We start from the raw sequence: 15,832 nt of genomic DNA, 5'->3' as shown, positions 1-15,832 counted from the left end.
GGACTAGTTCGCATCGAACCCTTTGTAAGTCGGGGGCGGATAAAAGGTATTGATAAACAGAGAGATATGTTCTTGAGCTTGAATCAATCCATCGAAGTGCTCAAGAGTATGCTCTAAAATCTTACCTTTACATAACTTTACTAGTCTGAGGTTTGAAGCACTGAGGTTTAGTGGGTAGCATGTTTCTAGAATGTTAATGAAATGGGGTTTTTTTAATGGATATGAAACCTTTTAAGTTTGCTTTGGCTGCATCAGCGGTTACTTTTGCATTATCAGGCTGTCTGGATAGTAGCTCGTCAGAACCCGAAGACAGAGACAGCGATTTTTTGCAGGTCCATTATGAGTATGCTGATGTTCGTAGTCTGCGTCAGGACGGTGATGCGGTTATTGTTAGCGATGCAGACAGAATCTGGTCACTGAGTGCTGATGGTGAAATTGAAATACTTTATTCTCCGGGCAGTAGCTTTGTTGAAGTGCTGGCTCCTGAGCATTATGTGTATGTTGAAAGTGATTCTTCGTTTAAAGGCGAGAGTCTGGATGCGGGGGAAAACTGGGAGTTGAGTTCATTTGGTGAGAACAGCCATCGGATTACAAACTTCAAGCGTATTGATAATGAGTATTATGCGCGTCAGGCAAGCTCATTGTTAGTTAGCGACAGTAATTTGACAGAGTTTACTCTGGTCTCAGGGGAGGTTAGAACGTACTCTGAACTTAGCACTCGTATTCACAGCATATTTTATAACCCGGTTCATGATCAGATTTGGTGGACCAAGCGGCTTTCGAGTGACGCTGATAGCCCCTGGAGGCTTAAGCGTTATGATCGTGGAAGTGCTGAGGTAACAACTTTTGGGGAAACTGAGACTGATATTTTGTTAGACGGCTTTGCCGACCAGAATGACCCTAATATTCTGGTACTTGGCGGTGAGGGTGGTTTTCATATTAGTTATGACAACGGTGAAAATTGGCAACAGGATCGGTTCATTGACGATGAAAATGAATTCGTGGTGGTTAATAGCGTACAACAAGACGAGCAAAGTGGTCGATATTACGCAAACGTCAGCTTAACGGAAGTAGCAGAAACCAGCGAGATGTGGTGCAGTCAGGATCAGGGACAAAGCTGGACGCGTACTGAATTACCGGTCGCAGTATATGGTCAGGCTCAGGCCGTGGTTCCTATGCTGCTAATGGACCGTGACGGTGAGCGTAACTTTTTGCTTGGCACCCGGGTTGGTGTGGTGGAAGGACCGTTGAGTGCTATTGATTGTTAATTACCTTAAATAAGGGAACCTGCACTCTGTAGTCTGGCAGTGCAGGTTCTTAGCTGGCTATGAGTTTTCTAACCTCATACGTCTGGACAGCTTGTCTCAGGAGCCCTGAAAAGCTTTTGGAACGTGATTTTACAGCTGCCCCGAATACCACACACTACTTCTCCAGAAATGCCTGTTCAATCACGTAGTCGCCCTGGCGTCTTGAGGTTGCTTTGGCAAATCCTTTGCTGTTTAAAATGTCCATGGTGTCGCTGATCATTGCCTGGCTACCGCAGAGCATAAAACGATCCCGGCTTGGGCATAATGGCGGTAACCCTAATTCAGTGCTTAATACCTCATCTGCCAGTAAGTGAGTTATGCGTTGCTGGTGGGCGGGTGAACGGAAGCTTTCGCGTGTCACACTGGGGTAGTAAATGAGCTTATCGCGGACTAAGTCGCCAAAGTACTCATTGTTTGGCAAGGCTTCGCAAATAGCTTGCTGATAAGCTAACTCAGACGCATAACGCACACCGTGCACGAGAATAATTTTCTCATACTGTTCGTATATATCCGGGTCTTTAATGATGCCCATAAAGGGTGCCAGACCGGTACCAGTGGCGAGCAGATACAGGTTTCTACCTGGGGTCAGGTGCCCGGCAACTAAGGTTCCCGTGGGTCGTGTTGAAATCATTACTGAGTCACCAAGGGTTAAGTGTTGCAGTTTTGAGGTCAGGGCTCCATTGGGAACTTTAATGCTAAAGAACTCAAGCTCATCTTCATAATTTGCACTGGCTATGCTGTAGGCGCGTAGCAGTGGTTTCCCATCGACTTCAAGGCCAATCATCACAAATTGGCCATTTTCAAAGGTAAAAGAGGGTTTGCGTGTTGTCTTAAAACTAAACAGGGTTTCATTCCAGTGGTGAACGGAGGTTACCGTCTCTACAACTGTACTTCTCATACTTCTATACCTTCCATCCATGTTATTTTGAAATGCCTCCATTTAGTAGAGGAAGCAAGTTCGAACATTTAAGGATTTCGTTAATGAGATCTCATTTTAAATGAAAATGATTCTTATTACAATGATTTTAAGGATTATTGCTTTGCGTGTTGGCTGGGCCTGCTACGGCTAATCTTTTCCTGAATGACCATCCGCAGCATTCTTCGCGTCCTTTGCACTGGCGATGATGCCTCTGAATATGAGGTATGCCAGGCCCAGCAGTAGGGGGATAAAAACCAGTCCGAGCAGAGCAAAATAAACAATCAGGAAAGTAGAGAGAAAGAGAGTTGCAAGCGCTAAAAGCGTGGTTAAAACTTTGGCGGTGGCAGACATAGCGATACCTTTATGTGACGTGACTTTACAGTGTAGTCAGTTCCCCCGAACAGGCAAATGCCTTTGTCTTCCAATATCTATAAGCGCGTTAACGTACAGACAACCTTCCCGAATGAGTAGATAGTCGACGCCATGCCGCTTCCTGCACTCCACGTGGGCCGGAAATATCCGTATAACTGTATAAAAAGGATTTATTGAATGCGCTTTGAATTATTTAGCTTTTCCAGCCCTTGTAAATGGCTGATGCTGGCAGTGGTCAGTACTCTCTTAGTTGCCTGTAACGATAATGGGCGTGATCCTATACTCGGTAATGACGGCAATGTTGGATCATCATTAACAGTGACAGCAGTTACTCCCGCTACCAATTCAATGGATGTTGAGAGAGTGAACCCGTCTATTACAGCTCAGTTTAGTGAAGCTGTATCTGACTTGACGACGGCCGATTTCACCCTGACCTGTGCAGATTCTTGTATTAGTCCTGATGGAACTGTCACCATGAATGGAGCCAACACCATAGCGACCTTCACGGTAACTGATCCGGCGGTATTGGATTCGTTAACCCTTTATACAGCAACTATCGTGAGTGCAACCACTGATTCTGGCGATGTGGTTCTGGCTGTCCCTTATGTCTGGGAATTTACTACTGGCTCGACGGCAGATACAACGCGGCCGCGGGTGAGTGCTACTGGTCCCATGACCACGAACTCCGGCCCGACCATGAATGTTCCTGCAAATACGTCTCTTGTGGCTGTATTTACTGAAAATATGCTACCAGAAACAGTGACAGAATCGAGTTTCACGCTCACTTGTGAAACGCCTTGTGCGGCTCCTCTGGGTGAGGTTACATACGCGCAGGATTCAAGCAGTGCAGTATTTACTCCAGAGCAAGACCTGGAAGTAGGGGTCACTTATACGGCGACTGTTACCAGCGATGTTACCGATCTCGCTGGCAATCAACTGGCTGGTAATCAGGGCCCGATAACAAGCGCAAGCGATTATATCTGGACCTTCACTACGGTGGCTGCATTACCTGCGGCAAATATCAGTGTGCAGTCGACAAATCCTCAGGATGCTGGATTGCTAGAGGTTTGTGAGAACAGCAGCATTAACGCTACTTTCGATATACCTTCAGGTGTACGTCTTGACCCTACTACAGTCAATAACATGACTTTTCTTGTGGTTGAAAATGCGGAGCCTTCAAATACCGTTACCGCTGAATCCATTAAACTGGATGCGGATACAGGCACCATAATTACCTTTATTCCGCAAACCGATCTTGATGAGGACGTTACTTATCGCGTGACCATAAAAGGCGGCCCGGATGGCGTGAAAGATCTAGTGGTACCAGGCAATGAAATGCCGGAGGACTATGTCTGGATCTTTACCGCAGAAGCTCCGGTTAACAATTGCCTGCAACCGGCCAATCTTCAAAGTGCAGCCCCGTTTGGCTCCATGGGTGGCAGTGCCGGTATTACCAATGAAGGGTTATTAACGGTTATTAACGGTGATTTAGCGACTACAGGGACATCTACTTTAGTGACTGGTTTTGTTTCTGAGCCTGGTTGTGAATACACCATTACTCCGTTAGATGAAGGCCAGGTTAATGGTAATATTTTTACTGCGCCACCGTCTCCAACGGTCGATTGTCCACAGGACGGTACTGCAGAAACTGAAGCTATTGCTATTCAGGGACGTCTTGATGCTGAAGAGGCTTATATTGCACTGACGCCAGCTAATATGCCTGGCGGCCAGAATCCAGGTAACGACAATCTTGGTAGCCTGACATTAACTCCTGGTATTTATACGGCTCCTAACGGTTCCTTTTTAATCGAGGGTGGTGATCTGACTCTTGATGCACAGGGCAACCAGAATGCGGTATGGGTTTTTCAGATGGCGACTACGTTGACGGTAGGTGGTCCTGGTGCTGACTTTCCACAAAGTGTAATTCTGACAAATGGCGCTCAGGCGAAGAATATTTTCTGGCAGGTAGGTAGCGCTGCCACCATTAACGCAGCAGGCGGCGGCACTATGAAAGGCAGCATTCTTGCTCAGGATGGTGTGAGCATTTCGACCTCTGGCAACGTTAATGTTGTGACTTTAGATGGTCGGGCACTGTCGCTGACCGCGTCTGTTACGGTCGTGAACACCGTGATTAACGTACCTGCTGAGTAATGGAGAGCCCAATGAAAATGAATAAAATCACCCAGGCGATAAGTACCGTAGCTCTAGTTGGTATGATATTGCCAGCAATGGCGGAGGAAGAACCAACCGGATGGTTTGTGGGGGCTGGCGGCGGTGCTTCTTTTGCCAGCATTGCTGAGTCAGATATTACTGCGGATTTATTCGCGGCTGGTTTTGAAACCACAGAGTTCAGCGAGAATGATCGTGATTTTGGCTTCAAACTTTTTGGTGGTTATCAATTTAATCCGAACTTTGCAGTGGAGGGCGGTTACTTTGATCTGGGTTCATTTGACTACACGGCGAACACAAATCCAGATGGTAGCCTGTCAGGTGCACTCAAATTTAGTGGTTGGAACGTAGATCTGGTTGGTATGTTGCCCTTGAGCGATCGCTCATCGTTATTTGCTCGTATAGGTGTACACAATGGCAGAACAAAGGCTAGTTTCGAAAGTTCGGGTGCAGTCAACGTGCAGACTTCTGAATATCGCAGCAGGGAAGTGGATTATAAAATTGGCGTAGGTTACCAGTATCATTTGTCTGAGGCGGTTAGTCTTCGAGCTGAGGTTGAGCGTTACCGTATGGATGACGCTGTGGGAAACAGTAGTGATATAGACTTACTTTCTGTCAGCGCTATCTATCGTTTTGGAGCGCGCCAGCAGTCTGCTGTTGAGACACCTCCAGCGGCACGCACGCGCACACAAACTCCAGCTCCTGCTCCTCCGGTAGCGGCTACACAGGAATACTGTAGCGCGCTTGAAATTCAGTTTGAGATTGGTAATGAGAATATTGAGCGTGCTAACCGTGAACATATGCTGGTGCTGGCACGATTCCTGACTAAATATCCGCAGACTAAAGCCACTATTGAAGGTCATACGGATAATGTGGGTAACGAGGCTGACAATCAACGATTATCACAGCAGCGCGCTCAAAGTGTTGCAAATTACCTGGTTAGTGAGCATGACGTTGCAGTTCAACGCCTGACCGCTGTAGGCTACGGCGAGACGCGACCGATTGCAGATAATCGTACGGTAGCAGGCCAGCAGGCGAACCGTCGTATCAATGCGGTGATTGATTGTGCTGAGGATGTGGCTGGTTTAAGTACTCTGCCGGCGCGGACTACTCTGGCAATGCGGCTGGAATTTGATACCCAGGATTCAGCAGTCAATACTAAGTACCACAGAAGGCTGGAGAATATTGCTAAATACCTGCAGTTGAACCCAGATCTTATCGTGACGCTAGAAGGCCATTCTGATAACGCAACGCCAGCCACTGCGCAAGAAAAATCGCAGACACGTGCGCAAAACGTCGCAGATTATCTGGTGACACATTTTGCAGTTGACCGTTCACGCCTGAACGTTGAAGGTTTTGGTGCGACGCGACGCGATACTTACAACGTTACGGCTTCGAACCGCCAGGAAAATCGCCGGGTGAATATTGTACTTGGTTACCCTGAATAAACTTTAAGCGTGATAGTTTGGATATGTCGGGTAGTTGATTCCCGGCATATTTTTTTCTCTCATAACACAACAAACGCTCACATTCTGTTTTCACTACTTCGTAGCATTCACAACTGAGCTCCTCGAGTTTTGCGCGGTTAAGTATTATCAACCGGCCACGGTGATACTCAATAACGCCAATTTTTTGTAACTTACCCGCGGCTATAGATATGCCTTCGCGACGAACTCCCAGCATAGTAGCAATCAGTTCCTGCGTCATAATAAGTACATTCGATGGAATGCGATCTAAGGAAAGCAGCAACCAACGGCATAATTGCTGGTCAACTGAGTGGTGACGGCTACATACCGCGGTCTGCGCCATTTGCGTCATCAGTGCCTGAGTGTAATTAAGCAACAGTTTGCGAAAATCACTACTTTGCTCAAATTCCTCTTTTAACACCTGTGCGGGTAACTGGTAAGCATTGCCGGCGCTTAGTACCATGGCCTGATGGGGCGTGCTATCGCCTCCCAGAAATAAAGGTGTGCCAAGCATACCGTCATTGCCGATAACCGATGTCTCTGCTGAATCACCGTTGGTCATAACGTAGACCAGAGAGATAATGGAATTGGTCGGGAAAACGGCGTGTTTTATTTTGGCGCCGGATTCATATAAAGAGGCTCCCAAAGGTAGAGTAACCAGTTCCAGGTGTGGTGTCAGGCGTGCTTTGACATCGGCGGGCAGGGCGTCAAGCAGGCAATTCTGGTCCGGTGCTGGTGGTGGAAATTCACCGTTGTCCATCTGTTTTATTGAATCCAAATCAGTTTTGTTCCTTTGGCCCAAGGGTAAATAAAGGAACATAATAGCTGGTGTGAAACCGAATTGTGGAAGTTTTTCGAATCAAAGATGTGTTTTCAACAGCTCAATTCTTATTATCAGTTTAATAATGATTGAGCTGTTGAAGCTTTCAGAGCGTGATATCAGGCACTTATTGGTTGAGTAATCAATAATCTGGTGTGTAATCTTTTGGTCATATAACAACATCCGGATGATGCTAAACTCGCGCCATAATCACATTAAAAAAACCTACCGGAATACAGCATGAAATTTAAACCAGGTGTTTTTACGCTCGTCAGTGCGTGCAGCTTTTTCTTAGTTGCCTGCAATGTTCAGGAATCAGGCAATCAATTGGCGGCGGCTCAGTGTGACGCTGATACCGCCTCTTTTGCCGACTTGGGTGAGTACTCAAACCAGCAGGTTATTTTGCAGGGTACAGTGAGTGGTGACTTTCAGGGGGAGAGTGCCCTTAACGGGTTCTTTCTCCAGAATACTACAGCAGCTGCTTTTATTGAGGACCATGAATTTATTGGGAATCTCAGTGAAGGTCAGAAAATTCAGGTTAAGGGCCGTGTCAGCGACTATTATGGCGGTTGGCAGCTTTCTGATATAAGCGGTTTTATAGATTGCGGTAGCGACGAAGTGGCGGTTCGACCTCTGTCTCTGCCGCTAAGCGATACGGATTCTCTGTCTCAGTATCTACTGCAACGGGTCCGACTGGATCAAGATATGGTGGTCATTGGTCACTATCAGTTAGCGCGCTTTGGTACTCTGGATATTGCGACTGAGCCTCTATGGGTGCCGACCCAGGTTGAGCAACCTGGTGCAGATGCCGCACGTCGTAGCGCTTATAATGAAGCTCGTCGACTGGTGCTTGATGACGGTTCCTGGCAGGAGAATCCAGCACATATTCCTTATCCTACGGGTGGTTTAAGCATGGACAACCCGGTGCGAAGTGGTGATCAGGTGAGTTCGGTTGAAGGTATACTCCTGCGTATCGGTAATAACTATCATATTCAGCCTACAGTAACGCCTGAGTTTACTGCCAGTAATCCGCGCCGCGATGTGCCGGAACTGGCCGATGGTGATTTACGCGTGGTCGCGTTTAATGTGCTTAACTATTTTAACGGCGATGGCCAGGGCGGTGGTTTTCCAACACCTCGTGGAGCTGAAAACATACAGGAGTTTGAACGCCAGCGAGCCAAAACCATAGCAGCGATGATCGCCATGGATGCCGACATTTATGCCTTAATGGAAATGGAAAACGATGGCTTTGACGAATACAGTGCATTGGCGGACTTAACTCGTGGGTTAAATAACGCCAGCGACGAGGTGGTGTTTTCTTATGCACACAGCGATGCCGAAACCGTAGGCGGCGATGCCATTACCCAGGCCATTGTATATCGCCATGATCGGGTGACTCCGGTTGGCGACCTGACATGGACTGAAGAAGGTCCTTTTAGCTGGGGAAGTCGTCCGCCATTGCTGCAGAACTTCAAGGTACTGAGTTCAGGTAAAGAAGTGGCTGTAGTTGCTAATCACTTCAAATCAAAAGGCAGTTGCCCGGATGATCGCACGGATGAAAATGCCAACCAGAACGATGGCCAGGCATGCTGGAATGAACTACGTGTTGCGACAGCGCAGGCGTTGCTGGACTGGTTAGCAGACAACCCAAAAGAATTCGCTCATACCAATTACATAGTGCTTGGGGATTTTAATGCGTATCAGAATGAAGATCCGCTGGTTGTTTTGTCTGAAGGTGGTTTTACTAACGTCGCTGATCATTTTGACCGAGAGGGTTATTCCTATGTATTTAGGGGGGAGCGGGGAAGTTTAGATCACGTTTTGGTGCATGACTCTATATGGGACGCGGTGCAGGATATGGCGCACTGGTATATCAATGCAGACGAACCTATCGCTTTTGAATACCCTCTGTCCGACAAGACAGCGGAGCAACAACAGCGCTTGTACGCCCCAACGCCTTATCGCTCCTCTGATCACGACCCTATTATCACGGTCATTGATTCGACAGCGTTGCATTAATTCAGCGCTGTCGAATTGCTGAGTTTAAAGTACAGTCGATTTAGCAGCGTAACAGGGTGACTGCGAACATATTATTATCGGCCAGCCACCATTCTTCTGTCACCCAGCCAGCGCCTTGACTTAGCTGGCTGAATTCTTCGGTCGTATACTTGTAAGAGTTCTCGGTATGTATGCTTTCATCTTGCTTGAATGTGAAGCTATTGTCGCCTATCTGTACTTTTTGATCTGAAGTGCTACGTAGGTGCATCTCTATGCGACCCTTGGCTGAATTGTATACGGCCTGATGCTCGAAATTGCTGAGTTCAAAGTCAGCGCCCAGCTCGCGGTTTATGCGTTGCAGTATGTTTTTGTTAAAAAGTGCGGTAATGCCCTGACTGTCATTGTAGGCCTGATGCAATATAGATGTGTCTTTTTTGCTGTCCACGCCAAGTAGCATGTAGCTGCCTGTGCCTAAAGTCTGACGTGCGCTGCGAAGAAATTCGACCGCTTCCTCAGGGGTTAAATTGCCTATGGTAGAACCGGGGAAAAAGCCCAGGCGGGTGGCCTGACTGCTGTGCAAAGATACCGGTTGAGTAAAGTCGCCCTGAACCGCCTGAATATCCAAATCTGGAAAGAGCTTCTGCAGTTCCTGACAGGCGTTATCTAAATGCTCGCCGGAAATATCAATCGCTGTAAAATGTCGGATGGCGGGGATATGCTCCAGCAGTGGTTTTATTTTGTGCAGTGAACCGGCGCCAAATTCGACTACATTGAGTTCATCAATAGCTTGTTGCTGGAAGTAACTGTTTAATTCCCTGGCGACGGTGGGCAGCAGTTTGAGTTCAGTGCGATACGGGTAGTATTCAGGTAACTGACAAATCTGGTCGAAATAACGGGACCCCTGAGCATCATAGAAGTATTTGGGGGATAATGTCTTTTGTGACTGGCTTAGCCCGCGTACCACGTCCTCATAAAATTCGTTCAGGGTACTATCCTGTTTCAGGGTACTATCCAGTTTCAGGGGACTATCCTGTTCATGCATATGTGATGACTCCGAAGCTGTGTTAGCGGGCCAGACGCAGTCCACTGAACTGCCAGCGCTGATGCGGATGAAAGAAGTTGCGATAGCTAAAGCGCATTTGTTGGTGCGCTGTGGCACAGGAACCGCCACGTAAAACCATTTGGTTGATCATGAATTTGCCGTTGTATTCGCCCAATGCCCCTTTAGGAGGCTGAAAGCCTGGATAAGGGGCAAAGGCGCTTTGTGTCCATTCCCAGACATCACCGTGCATTTGTTTGAGTCCGGGTTGTTGCTCAGGTTGTCTTGGGTGCCAGATCCCGGAGTCAGCAAAATGACCGGTTAAAGGCTGGGTACGAGCGGCGTGCTCCCATTCAAATTCAGTGGGCAGGCGGTAGTCCAGCCAGCGGGCAAAAGCATCGGCTTCATAATAACTGATGTGGCAAACGGGTTCAGCCGGATGCACAGGTCTATAACCTTGTAGCGTCATAGTTTGCCAGTTGCCATCTTTCTGTCGCCAGTATAAAGGCGCCTGCCAGCCCTCCTGCTGACAGAGTGCCCAGCCTTCGGATAACCACAGTTCGGGCTTTTGGTACCCACCATCATCAATAAACGCCAGCCATTCCTGATTGCTTACAAGGCTGTTGCGCAGGTTGAATTCGTGCAGAAATACCTGGTGTCGGGGCTGCTCGCAGTCATAAGCAAATTCATGGTCACTGTCGGTGCCAATATAAATAAGGCCGCCTTTAAAATGAGTAAACGTGCTATCTGTGGGCGTGTTGTTATTCGCTTCTGGGGTTAACTCAGGTAACCCATAAGGATTGCTGGCCAGTGCATGCTTAATGTCGGTCAGCATCAGTTCCTGGTGCTGCATCTCATGATGCAGACCGATAGTTAGTGCATCCAGGATCTTCTTATCTGGCTTCTGCTTTAGCAATTGCTGCATGGCTTTATCAACATGTTCACGATATGCCAGTACCTGACGTAGTGAAGGGCGTGATAATAACCCTCGTTCTGGTCTGGGATGGCGCTCACCTACGCTGTCGTAATAGGAATTAAACAGATACTGATAGCTGTCGTCAAAAACCTGATAAGCGCTGAGGTGCGGCTGCAACAAAAAGGTTTCAAAAAACCAGCTGGTATGTGCCAGGTGCCATTTCGTGGGGCTGGCATCGGGCATGGACTGTAAAAGCATGTCTTCGTCGCTCAATCCTTCGGTCAGGCGCAGGCTTTGCATGCGGACTTCTTTATAGGTGTTTGTTGTGAGCATACTTCTTTACGACCCCTCGCTGCCTATAACTGGATTTTCACAAAGGAAACCATAGATGGATAAATCAGGTTTGTCGATTTATTAGAGTTTTACTGTTTCGCCTTCGTTCAGGATCAAAAGTGGTATCTGACGGGAGCTATCTGGATAGACATTGAGTAAACGTATTAACGCTGAGTGAGAGCTGTGGTCGCCCATTTTCCAGCTGGCATTGCCATAGCCCCAGGGGATTATCGACTTACACTGCAGATCTTCGGCAGCGGCCAGGGTGTCTTCCGGGGTGGTGTGCACATAGCGGTACCAGTTGCCGTGTTCTTCATGATGGTAAGAAGCGATGGGCAACAGGCAGATATCCATATCGCCGTAGCGTTGCTGAATGTCTTTAAAGTGCGGTGAATAGCCGGTATCACCGGCGAAAAACAACTTCTTTCCTTCATACTCAATAATCCAGCCACTCCACAATGCTCGATTTTCATCTTCGTATAAAAAAGGCACCCAAACCCGGCTGTTAAAGTGATGAGCGGGCACTGCATGCACGGTCAAAGGCCCTAATGATGTTTGCGTGTACCAGTCCATTTCGGTTATGCGATAGCCGCCTCGCGGCAGGTTGGATGCCATATCCAGAGGTACAAAAAACTCGGCCTCCGTACCAATACGGCGCACGTCGGCTTTGTTAAAGTGATCATAGTGCAGGTGCGAATAAAAAACTCCGGCGGTGTCTTGAAGCTGTTCGCTGTCTGGCCATTGCGGCGTGTTTCGGTTGAAACCATCACTGAGCCGAAAGGCCCAGTTAACTGGCCAGTCAAACTGCTGGCTGACAGGATCGAATAAGAGTTGCTGACCATCCGGGCTTTGTATTTTAAAACTGGCGTGACCCAACCAGGTTATTTCAAACCCGGCGTTCAGGTTAGTTGTGGGATTGTCGCCTGTGTACTGGCAATTCTCACCGGGTTGCTGGCACTCAACCAGTGGGTGGGGCAGGTAGCAGTCTGCTTCGCAATTGTCTGGATATTCAATGTCTCGATAGGCATTGCGATAGCGCCCCTGGTCGGTTTGCGTAGCCCCCGCCTGTTCTGCCTCAATCCGGGTAACATCGTTAGAGCTGCAGGCAACCAGCAGGCTGCAGCTGATAAGCAATAAACAAATAGACGGATGATTCATGCTTGCACTTTACCCTTGTGTTTGCAGACTGTTTATAAATGAACTGACGCGGGGTAAGAAGTTGTCCACATCACGAATAAAAGTATCGCAGTGCTGCCCCTGGCTTACCGGGTAAAAAACTGACAATTCGCTGCCAGAGGACTGATAAAGGCTTTGCCCCATGTGTAGTGGAATGTTTTGATCTTCTTCACCGTGGATAATCAGGGCGGGTTTAGCGGAGCTGGATAAAGCGGCGAGGTTGTCAAAGTTGATTTTTTCATCCACCTGTACAGAAGCCAGCGAACCTAAACGATTACGGGATACAAAGTGTTCGATCATTGCATCGCTGGTAGTCACCCCACCTTCGATAATGACCCCTTTTACACGTGGGTCATTGATGCCTTCTAAAGCCATGACTGAGCCCAGAGAAAGACCATAAATGATGATCTGCTGGTTTTCATCAATGGCTTGTAATGCAGTATGAGCATCTTCCTGCATAGCGCTGAAACTGGCTTCACCTTCGCTGTAGCCAAAACCGCGGTAATCAATGGCCAGAATATTGATATCAAGCCCGGCTAACGACTGCATCAGGCCGAACCAGGGTTGCAGTGAGAGATTCAGAGCATTGCCGTGTAACACTAATAAGGTAGTGTCTGAATCAGGCGCCTCTTTTTCTAGCGCATACAGCAGTTCGTCAGTATCAGACTTTAACTCACGAGGTTTATAACCGGATTGGTGGATAAGGCTAGTTAGGTTGTCGCCGTCAATATCGGTGCTGGGGGACACTATCATCTGTTCAGTGACGGTAATAGAACAGGCTGATAAAAACAGCGAGAACAGTAGAACAGGTATGATATTAAGCAGGCGCATTTTGCATATCCTTATGTAGTGAAACAACTTTTTACCACGTGCCCTGCTATTTGTATAGATTATGTTGCTTGCCAGCTTTTACTGTGAGCGGTTAGGAAGTCTATGGCAACTTTAACCTTAGGCACCTGATAATGGGTTTTCTGATACAACAGATAAATGCCCAGACCCGGGTTGGGGGTGGTTCGCAAAGAAGGGCTTAATTGCAGCGGCAGCAGGCTGCCTTTGTCCAGATAGGGTTGTAACACCCAGCGCGGTAACATCAGAATGCCTTCGCCCTGTTCGGCTTTGTGCACCAGCCAGCGTCCGGCATTGCTGATAGCCGCAGCGGGTGCTGAAACGTCCTGCCAGCGATCCTCCAGCTCGCAAATCCAGGGGGTTGGCCCCTGGGGAGTGCGAAAATAAATGCCTTTGTGCTGGGCAAGCTCAAGAGGGTGAGTGGGGGTTCCCATTTTCGCTAAATAAGCAGGGGAGGCGACGGGCATGAATTCGTTGCCCATAAGTTTAGTGGCGATAACTCGCTCATCGGGGGCAAAACCACCTCGTATAGCCAGATCAATGTCATCTCGTTCCAGTACGGTGAGCGAGTCACTCAAAGTAATATCCAGCACTATGTCGGGGTACAGTTCACTGAATGTATCCATCAGCGGCAACAGCATATTTTCACCAAAACCTACCATAGAACTGATGCGCAAATGACCCATAGGTTTGGACTGATACTGGCTAACCGCTTCGTCGGTCGCTTCCAGTTGAGACAACAGTGAACGCACGCTGGTGTAATAGCTGTGGCCAATTTCAGTCAGTTTGACTACCCGGGTGCTGCGTTTTAATAAAGTCGCACCAAGTTGAGCCTCTAAATCTGCAACGCGCCTGGACAGCGAAGAGGGGGGTACTCGAAAGTGTTCGGCGGCGCGGGTGAAGCTGCCACTCTCAACGACTTTAACAAAATAACGGATGGCTCTGAGCTGGTCCATAAACTCCTGAAATGCTTTTATTGTTGTCTTTATGACAACACAGTTTATCGTTTTACTATCTTAAAATAAGTTAATAATGAGCCATAATAGGTGCCATTACTAGTTAACCAAAGGATTATTTATGAGTACCTATACGGCAATTAAACTGATGCAACGTCCAACCGGCTCTATTGGTCCGGAGCTTTTCGAAGTGGTACAGGAGTCGGTGCCCGAGGTGTCGGATGGAGAATTACTGATTCGACAGACCCACATGTCACTGGACCCGGCAATGTTAGGTTGGATGTCAGCGGATACCGAAAGCTATATTCCCCCGGTTGAGCTGGGCAGCGTTATGCGATCGTCGGGGCTGGGTGAAGTGGTAGAGTCAAAGCATCCGAAGTTTGCTAAAGGCGACCGTGTTATGGGCATGTTTGGCTGGCAGGAAATGGCACTGAGTGATGGACGAGGCGTTAATAAAATTGACGCTGCTTTAGATCCCGAAATGGTCATTTCTGTGTTCGCCCTGCCTGGGCTTACAGCCACTCAGGGATTGTACTCAATAGGCAAACCTAAATCTGGTGAAACCCTTGTAGTATCCGGTGCCGCCGGTTCGGTGGGGTCTATTGTCGGGCAGCTGGCGAAAGCTGATGGCCTGAAGGTAATAGGTGTGGTGGGCAGTCAGGAAAAAGCGGACTGGATCACCAAAGAATTGGGTTTTGACGGTGCGGTCAATTATAAAACCGACGATATTGGTAGCCGTTTAGATGAGCTGGTGCCAGAGGGCATTGATGTGTATTTTGAGAATACCGGTGGGCCTGTACAGCACCGGGTATTTGAGCGTATGAATGCGCATGGACGCATCGTTGTCTGTGGCATGATCGCTGATTACACGGCGAAAGAGCCTGCCTCGGGGCCGAACTGGATGAATATCATTAAGAAACGATTGCTTATCCAGGGTTTCACTATGCCGGACCATTTTGATAAAACCAAAGAGTTGCAGGCTAAGCTGACCCCGTATGTGCAAAAAGGACAGATTAAATATCGCTCGCACACTATCGAGGGGCTGGAATCTGCTATGTCAGGCCTGAACCTGCTGTTCACGGGTGAAAACAAAGGTAAACTGATCGTTAAGCTGTAAAAGACTCTTGTTTTTCTTCAAAACAGGGCGTATATCTGTAATATCGAAGATGTTATATGATGGATGTTAAAGGACAGACCATGCGTTATGCTCGTTATCTGATACTACTCATGCTATTCAGTGCTGTGGCCTCCCCGGTCACTGGCGTGAGCGTAGCGGATGGTTATCAGAGCACTACGGACATTTCTCATGCGCTGGTTAGTGCTCAGGAACACGAGGGCGATCAGCCGGATGCTGTTCTTAGCACTCAGGCCGATGGCCGCAGAATACTTCGTGATTTCTGCATTGGTGAACCTCAGCACAAAGCCGTTCTTAATGCTTACAGTGACTACCATTGCCGGGCCCCACCTCAGCTTCTGTAAATCTTAAAAAAATACTTAATTTTTTGATTTTCAGGA

Annotated in this window: 14 protein-coding genes; 6 read left to right on the top strand and 8 right to left on the bottom strand. The window is 48.0% G+C overall.

The window, feature by feature from the left end; translation table 11 throughout:
* Positions 1-215 precede the first annotated feature (215 nt).
* Entirely contained in the window at positions 216-1,268 is a 1,053-nt protein-coding gene (locus CWE09_RS04470) for a hypothetical protein (protein WP_126802806.1), read from the top strand.
* A 154-nt stretch (positions 1,269-1,422) separates the two neighbouring features.
* Here the strand turns inward: CWE09_RS04470 and CWE09_RS04465 are convergent, their stop codons facing one another.
* Together CWE09_RS04465 and CWE09_RS04460 are read right to left on the bottom strand one after the other, a co-directional pair.
* Positions 1,423-2,205: a ferredoxin--NADP reductase gene (locus tag CWE09_RS04465; RefSeq protein WP_126802805.1), complete on the bottom strand. Its 783-nt coding sequence runs from the start codon at positions 2,203-2,205 to the stop codon at positions 1,423-1,425.
* A 168-nt stretch (positions 2,206-2,373) separates the two neighbouring features.
* A complete protein-coding gene (locus CWE09_RS04460; RefSeq protein WP_126802804.1) occupies positions 2,374-2,577 on the bottom strand; it encodes a hypothetical protein in 204 nt (67 codons plus the stop codon).
* 198 nt (positions 2,578-2,775) lie between these two features.
* Here CWE09_RS04460 and CWE09_RS04455 point away from each other — a divergent pair, with 198 nt between their 5' ends.
* Together CWE09_RS04455 and CWE09_RS04450 are read left to right on the top strand one after the other, a co-directional pair.
* Positions 2,776-4,749: an ice-binding family protein gene (locus CWE09_RS04455; RefSeq protein WP_126802803.1), complete on the top strand. Its 1,974-nt coding sequence runs from the start codon at positions 2,776-2,778 to the stop codon at positions 4,747-4,749.
* Between the two features lie 11 nt (positions 4,750-4,760).
* Positions 4,761-6,215 carry an OmpA family protein gene (locus CWE09_RS04450; protein WP_126802802.1) on the top strand — a complete coding sequence of 485 codons (1,455 nt, stop codon included), beginning with the start codon at positions 4,761-4,763 and terminating at the stop codon, positions 6,213-6,215.
* Here the strand turns inward: CWE09_RS04450 and CWE09_RS04445 are convergent.
* The gene (locus CWE09_RS04445; protein WP_126803909.1) at positions 6,154-6,993 is read right to left on the bottom strand and encodes a Crp/Fnr family transcriptional regulator; all 840 of its coding nucleotides are present in this window, start codon (positions 6,991-6,993) and stop codon (positions 6,154-6,156) included. The genes CWE09_RS04450 and CWE09_RS04445 overlap by 62 nt on opposite strands.
* A 300-nt stretch (positions 6,994-7,293) precedes the next feature.
* Between CWE09_RS04445 and CWE09_RS04440 the strand changes: the two genes are divergently transcribed.
* Positions 7,294-9,072, top strand: a complete 1,779-nt coding sequence (locus CWE09_RS04440; RefSeq protein ID WP_126802801.1) for an ExeM/NucH family extracellular endonuclease — start codon at positions 7,294-7,296, stop codon at positions 9,070-9,072.
* Between the two features lie 40 nt (positions 9,073-9,112).
* On the opposite strand, the gene egtD is transcribed toward CWE09_RS04440, so the two are convergent.
* From egtD to CWE09_RS04415, 5 genes are all read right to left on the bottom strand, one after another.
* On the bottom strand, positions 9,113-10,093 hold the full coding sequence (egtD, locus tag CWE09_RS04435; RefSeq protein ID WP_126802800.1) for an L-histidine N(alpha)-methyltransferase: 981 nt from the start codon (positions 10,091-10,093) through the stop codon (positions 9,113-9,115).
* A gap of 22 nt (positions 10,094-10,115) precedes the next feature.
* The gene (gene egtB, locus CWE09_RS04430; protein ID WP_126802799.1) at positions 10,116-11,339 is read right to left on the bottom strand and encodes an ergothioneine biosynthesis protein EgtB; all 1,224 of its coding nucleotides are present in this window, start codon (positions 11,337-11,339) and stop codon (positions 10,116-10,118) included.
* Between the two features lie 81 nt (positions 11,340-11,420).
* On the bottom strand, positions 11,421-12,497 hold the full coding sequence (locus CWE09_RS04425; RefSeq protein WP_126802798.1) for an MBL fold metallo-hydrolase: 1,077 nt from the start codon (positions 12,495-12,497) through the stop codon (positions 11,421-11,423).
* Positions 12,498-12,506: 9 nt separating this feature from the next.
* Complete coding sequence (locus CWE09_RS04420) at positions 12,507-13,346, bottom strand: alpha/beta hydrolase (RefSeq protein ID WP_126802797.1); 840 nt, start codon at positions 13,344-13,346, stop codon at positions 12,507-12,509.
* Positions 13,347-13,405: 59 nt separating this feature from the next.
* A complete protein-coding gene (locus CWE09_RS04415) occupies positions 13,406-14,317 on the bottom strand; it encodes a LysR family transcriptional regulator (protein ID WP_126802796.1) in 912 nt (303 codons plus the stop codon).
* 121 nt (positions 14,318-14,438) lie between these two features.
* On the opposite strand from CWE09_RS04415, the gene CWE09_RS04410 reads away from it, so the two are divergent.
* Positions 14,439-15,434 (top strand): NADP-dependent oxidoreductase, encoded by a 996-nt coding sequence (locus CWE09_RS04410; RefSeq protein ID WP_126802795.1) that lies wholly within the window; start codon positions 14,439-14,441, stop codon positions 15,432-15,434.
* A gap of 56 nt (positions 15,435-15,490) precedes the next feature.
* The gene (locus tag CWE09_RS04405; protein WP_126802794.1) at positions 15,491-15,796 is read left to right on the top strand and encodes a hypothetical protein; all 306 of its coding nucleotides are present in this window, start codon (positions 15,491-15,493) and stop codon (positions 15,794-15,796) included.
* Positions 15,797-15,832 lie beyond the last annotated feature (36 nt).

Source organism: Aliidiomarina minuta (assembly GCF_003987145.1).
Classification (GTDB): Bacteria; Pseudomonadota; Gammaproteobacteria; order Enterobacterales; family Alteromonadaceae; genus Aliidiomarina; species Aliidiomarina minuta.
The sequence above is the reverse complement of the archived record's forward strand: the minus strand, read 5'-3'. Positions and strand labels throughout refer to the sequence as shown.

Coding starts and splice junctions, on each gene's coding strand:
- CWE09_RS04410 (WP_126802795.1), top strand. CDS start 14,439: ATGAGTACCTATACGGCAATTAAACTGATGCAACGTCCAACCGGCTCT.
- CWE09_RS04470 (WP_126802806.1), top strand. CDS start 216: ATGGATATGAAACCTTTTAAGTTTGCTTTGGCTGCATCAGCGGTTACT.
- CWE09_RS04440 (WP_126802801.1), top strand. CDS start 7,294: ATGAAATTTAAACCAGGTGTTTTTACGCTCGTCAGTGCGTGCAGCTTT.
- egtB (WP_126802799.1), bottom strand. CDS start 11,339: ATGCTCACAACAAACACCTATAAAGAAGTCCGCATGCAAAGCCTGCGC.
- CWE09_RS04465 (WP_126802805.1), bottom strand. CDS start 2,205: ATGAGAAGTACAGTTGTAGAGACGGTAACCTCCGTTCACCACTGGAAT.
- CWE09_RS04425 (WP_126802798.1), bottom strand. CDS start 12,497: ATGAATCATCCGTCTATTTGTTTATTGCTTATCAGCTGCAGCCTGCTG.
- egtD (WP_126802800.1), bottom strand. CDS start 10,093: ATGCATGAACAGGATAGTCCCCTGAAACTGGATAGTACCCTGAAACAG.
- CWE09_RS04455 (WP_126802803.1), top strand. CDS start 2,776: ATGCGCTTTGAATTATTTAGCTTTTCCAGCCCTTGTAAATGGCTGATG.
- CWE09_RS04420 (WP_126802797.1), bottom strand. CDS start 13,346: ATGCGCCTGCTTAATATCATACCTGTTCTACTGTTCTCGCTGTTTTTA.
- CWE09_RS04405 (WP_126802794.1), top strand. CDS start 15,491: ATGATGGATGTTAAAGGACAGACCATGCGTTATGCTCGTTATCTGATA.
- CWE09_RS04460 (WP_126802804.1), bottom strand. CDS start 2,577: ATGTCTGCCACCGCCAAAGTTTTAACCACGCTTTTAGCGCTTGCAACT.
- CWE09_RS04450 (WP_126802802.1), top strand. CDS start 4,761: ATGAAAATGAATAAAATCACCCAGGCGATAAGTACCGTAGCTCTAGTT.
- CWE09_RS04445 (WP_126803909.1), bottom strand. CDS start 6,993: ATGGACAACGGTGAATTTCCACCACCAGCACCGGACCAGAATTGCCTG.
- CWE09_RS04415 (WP_126802796.1), bottom strand. CDS start 14,317: ATGGACCAGCTCAGAGCCATCCGTTATTTTGTTAAAGTCGTTGAGAGT.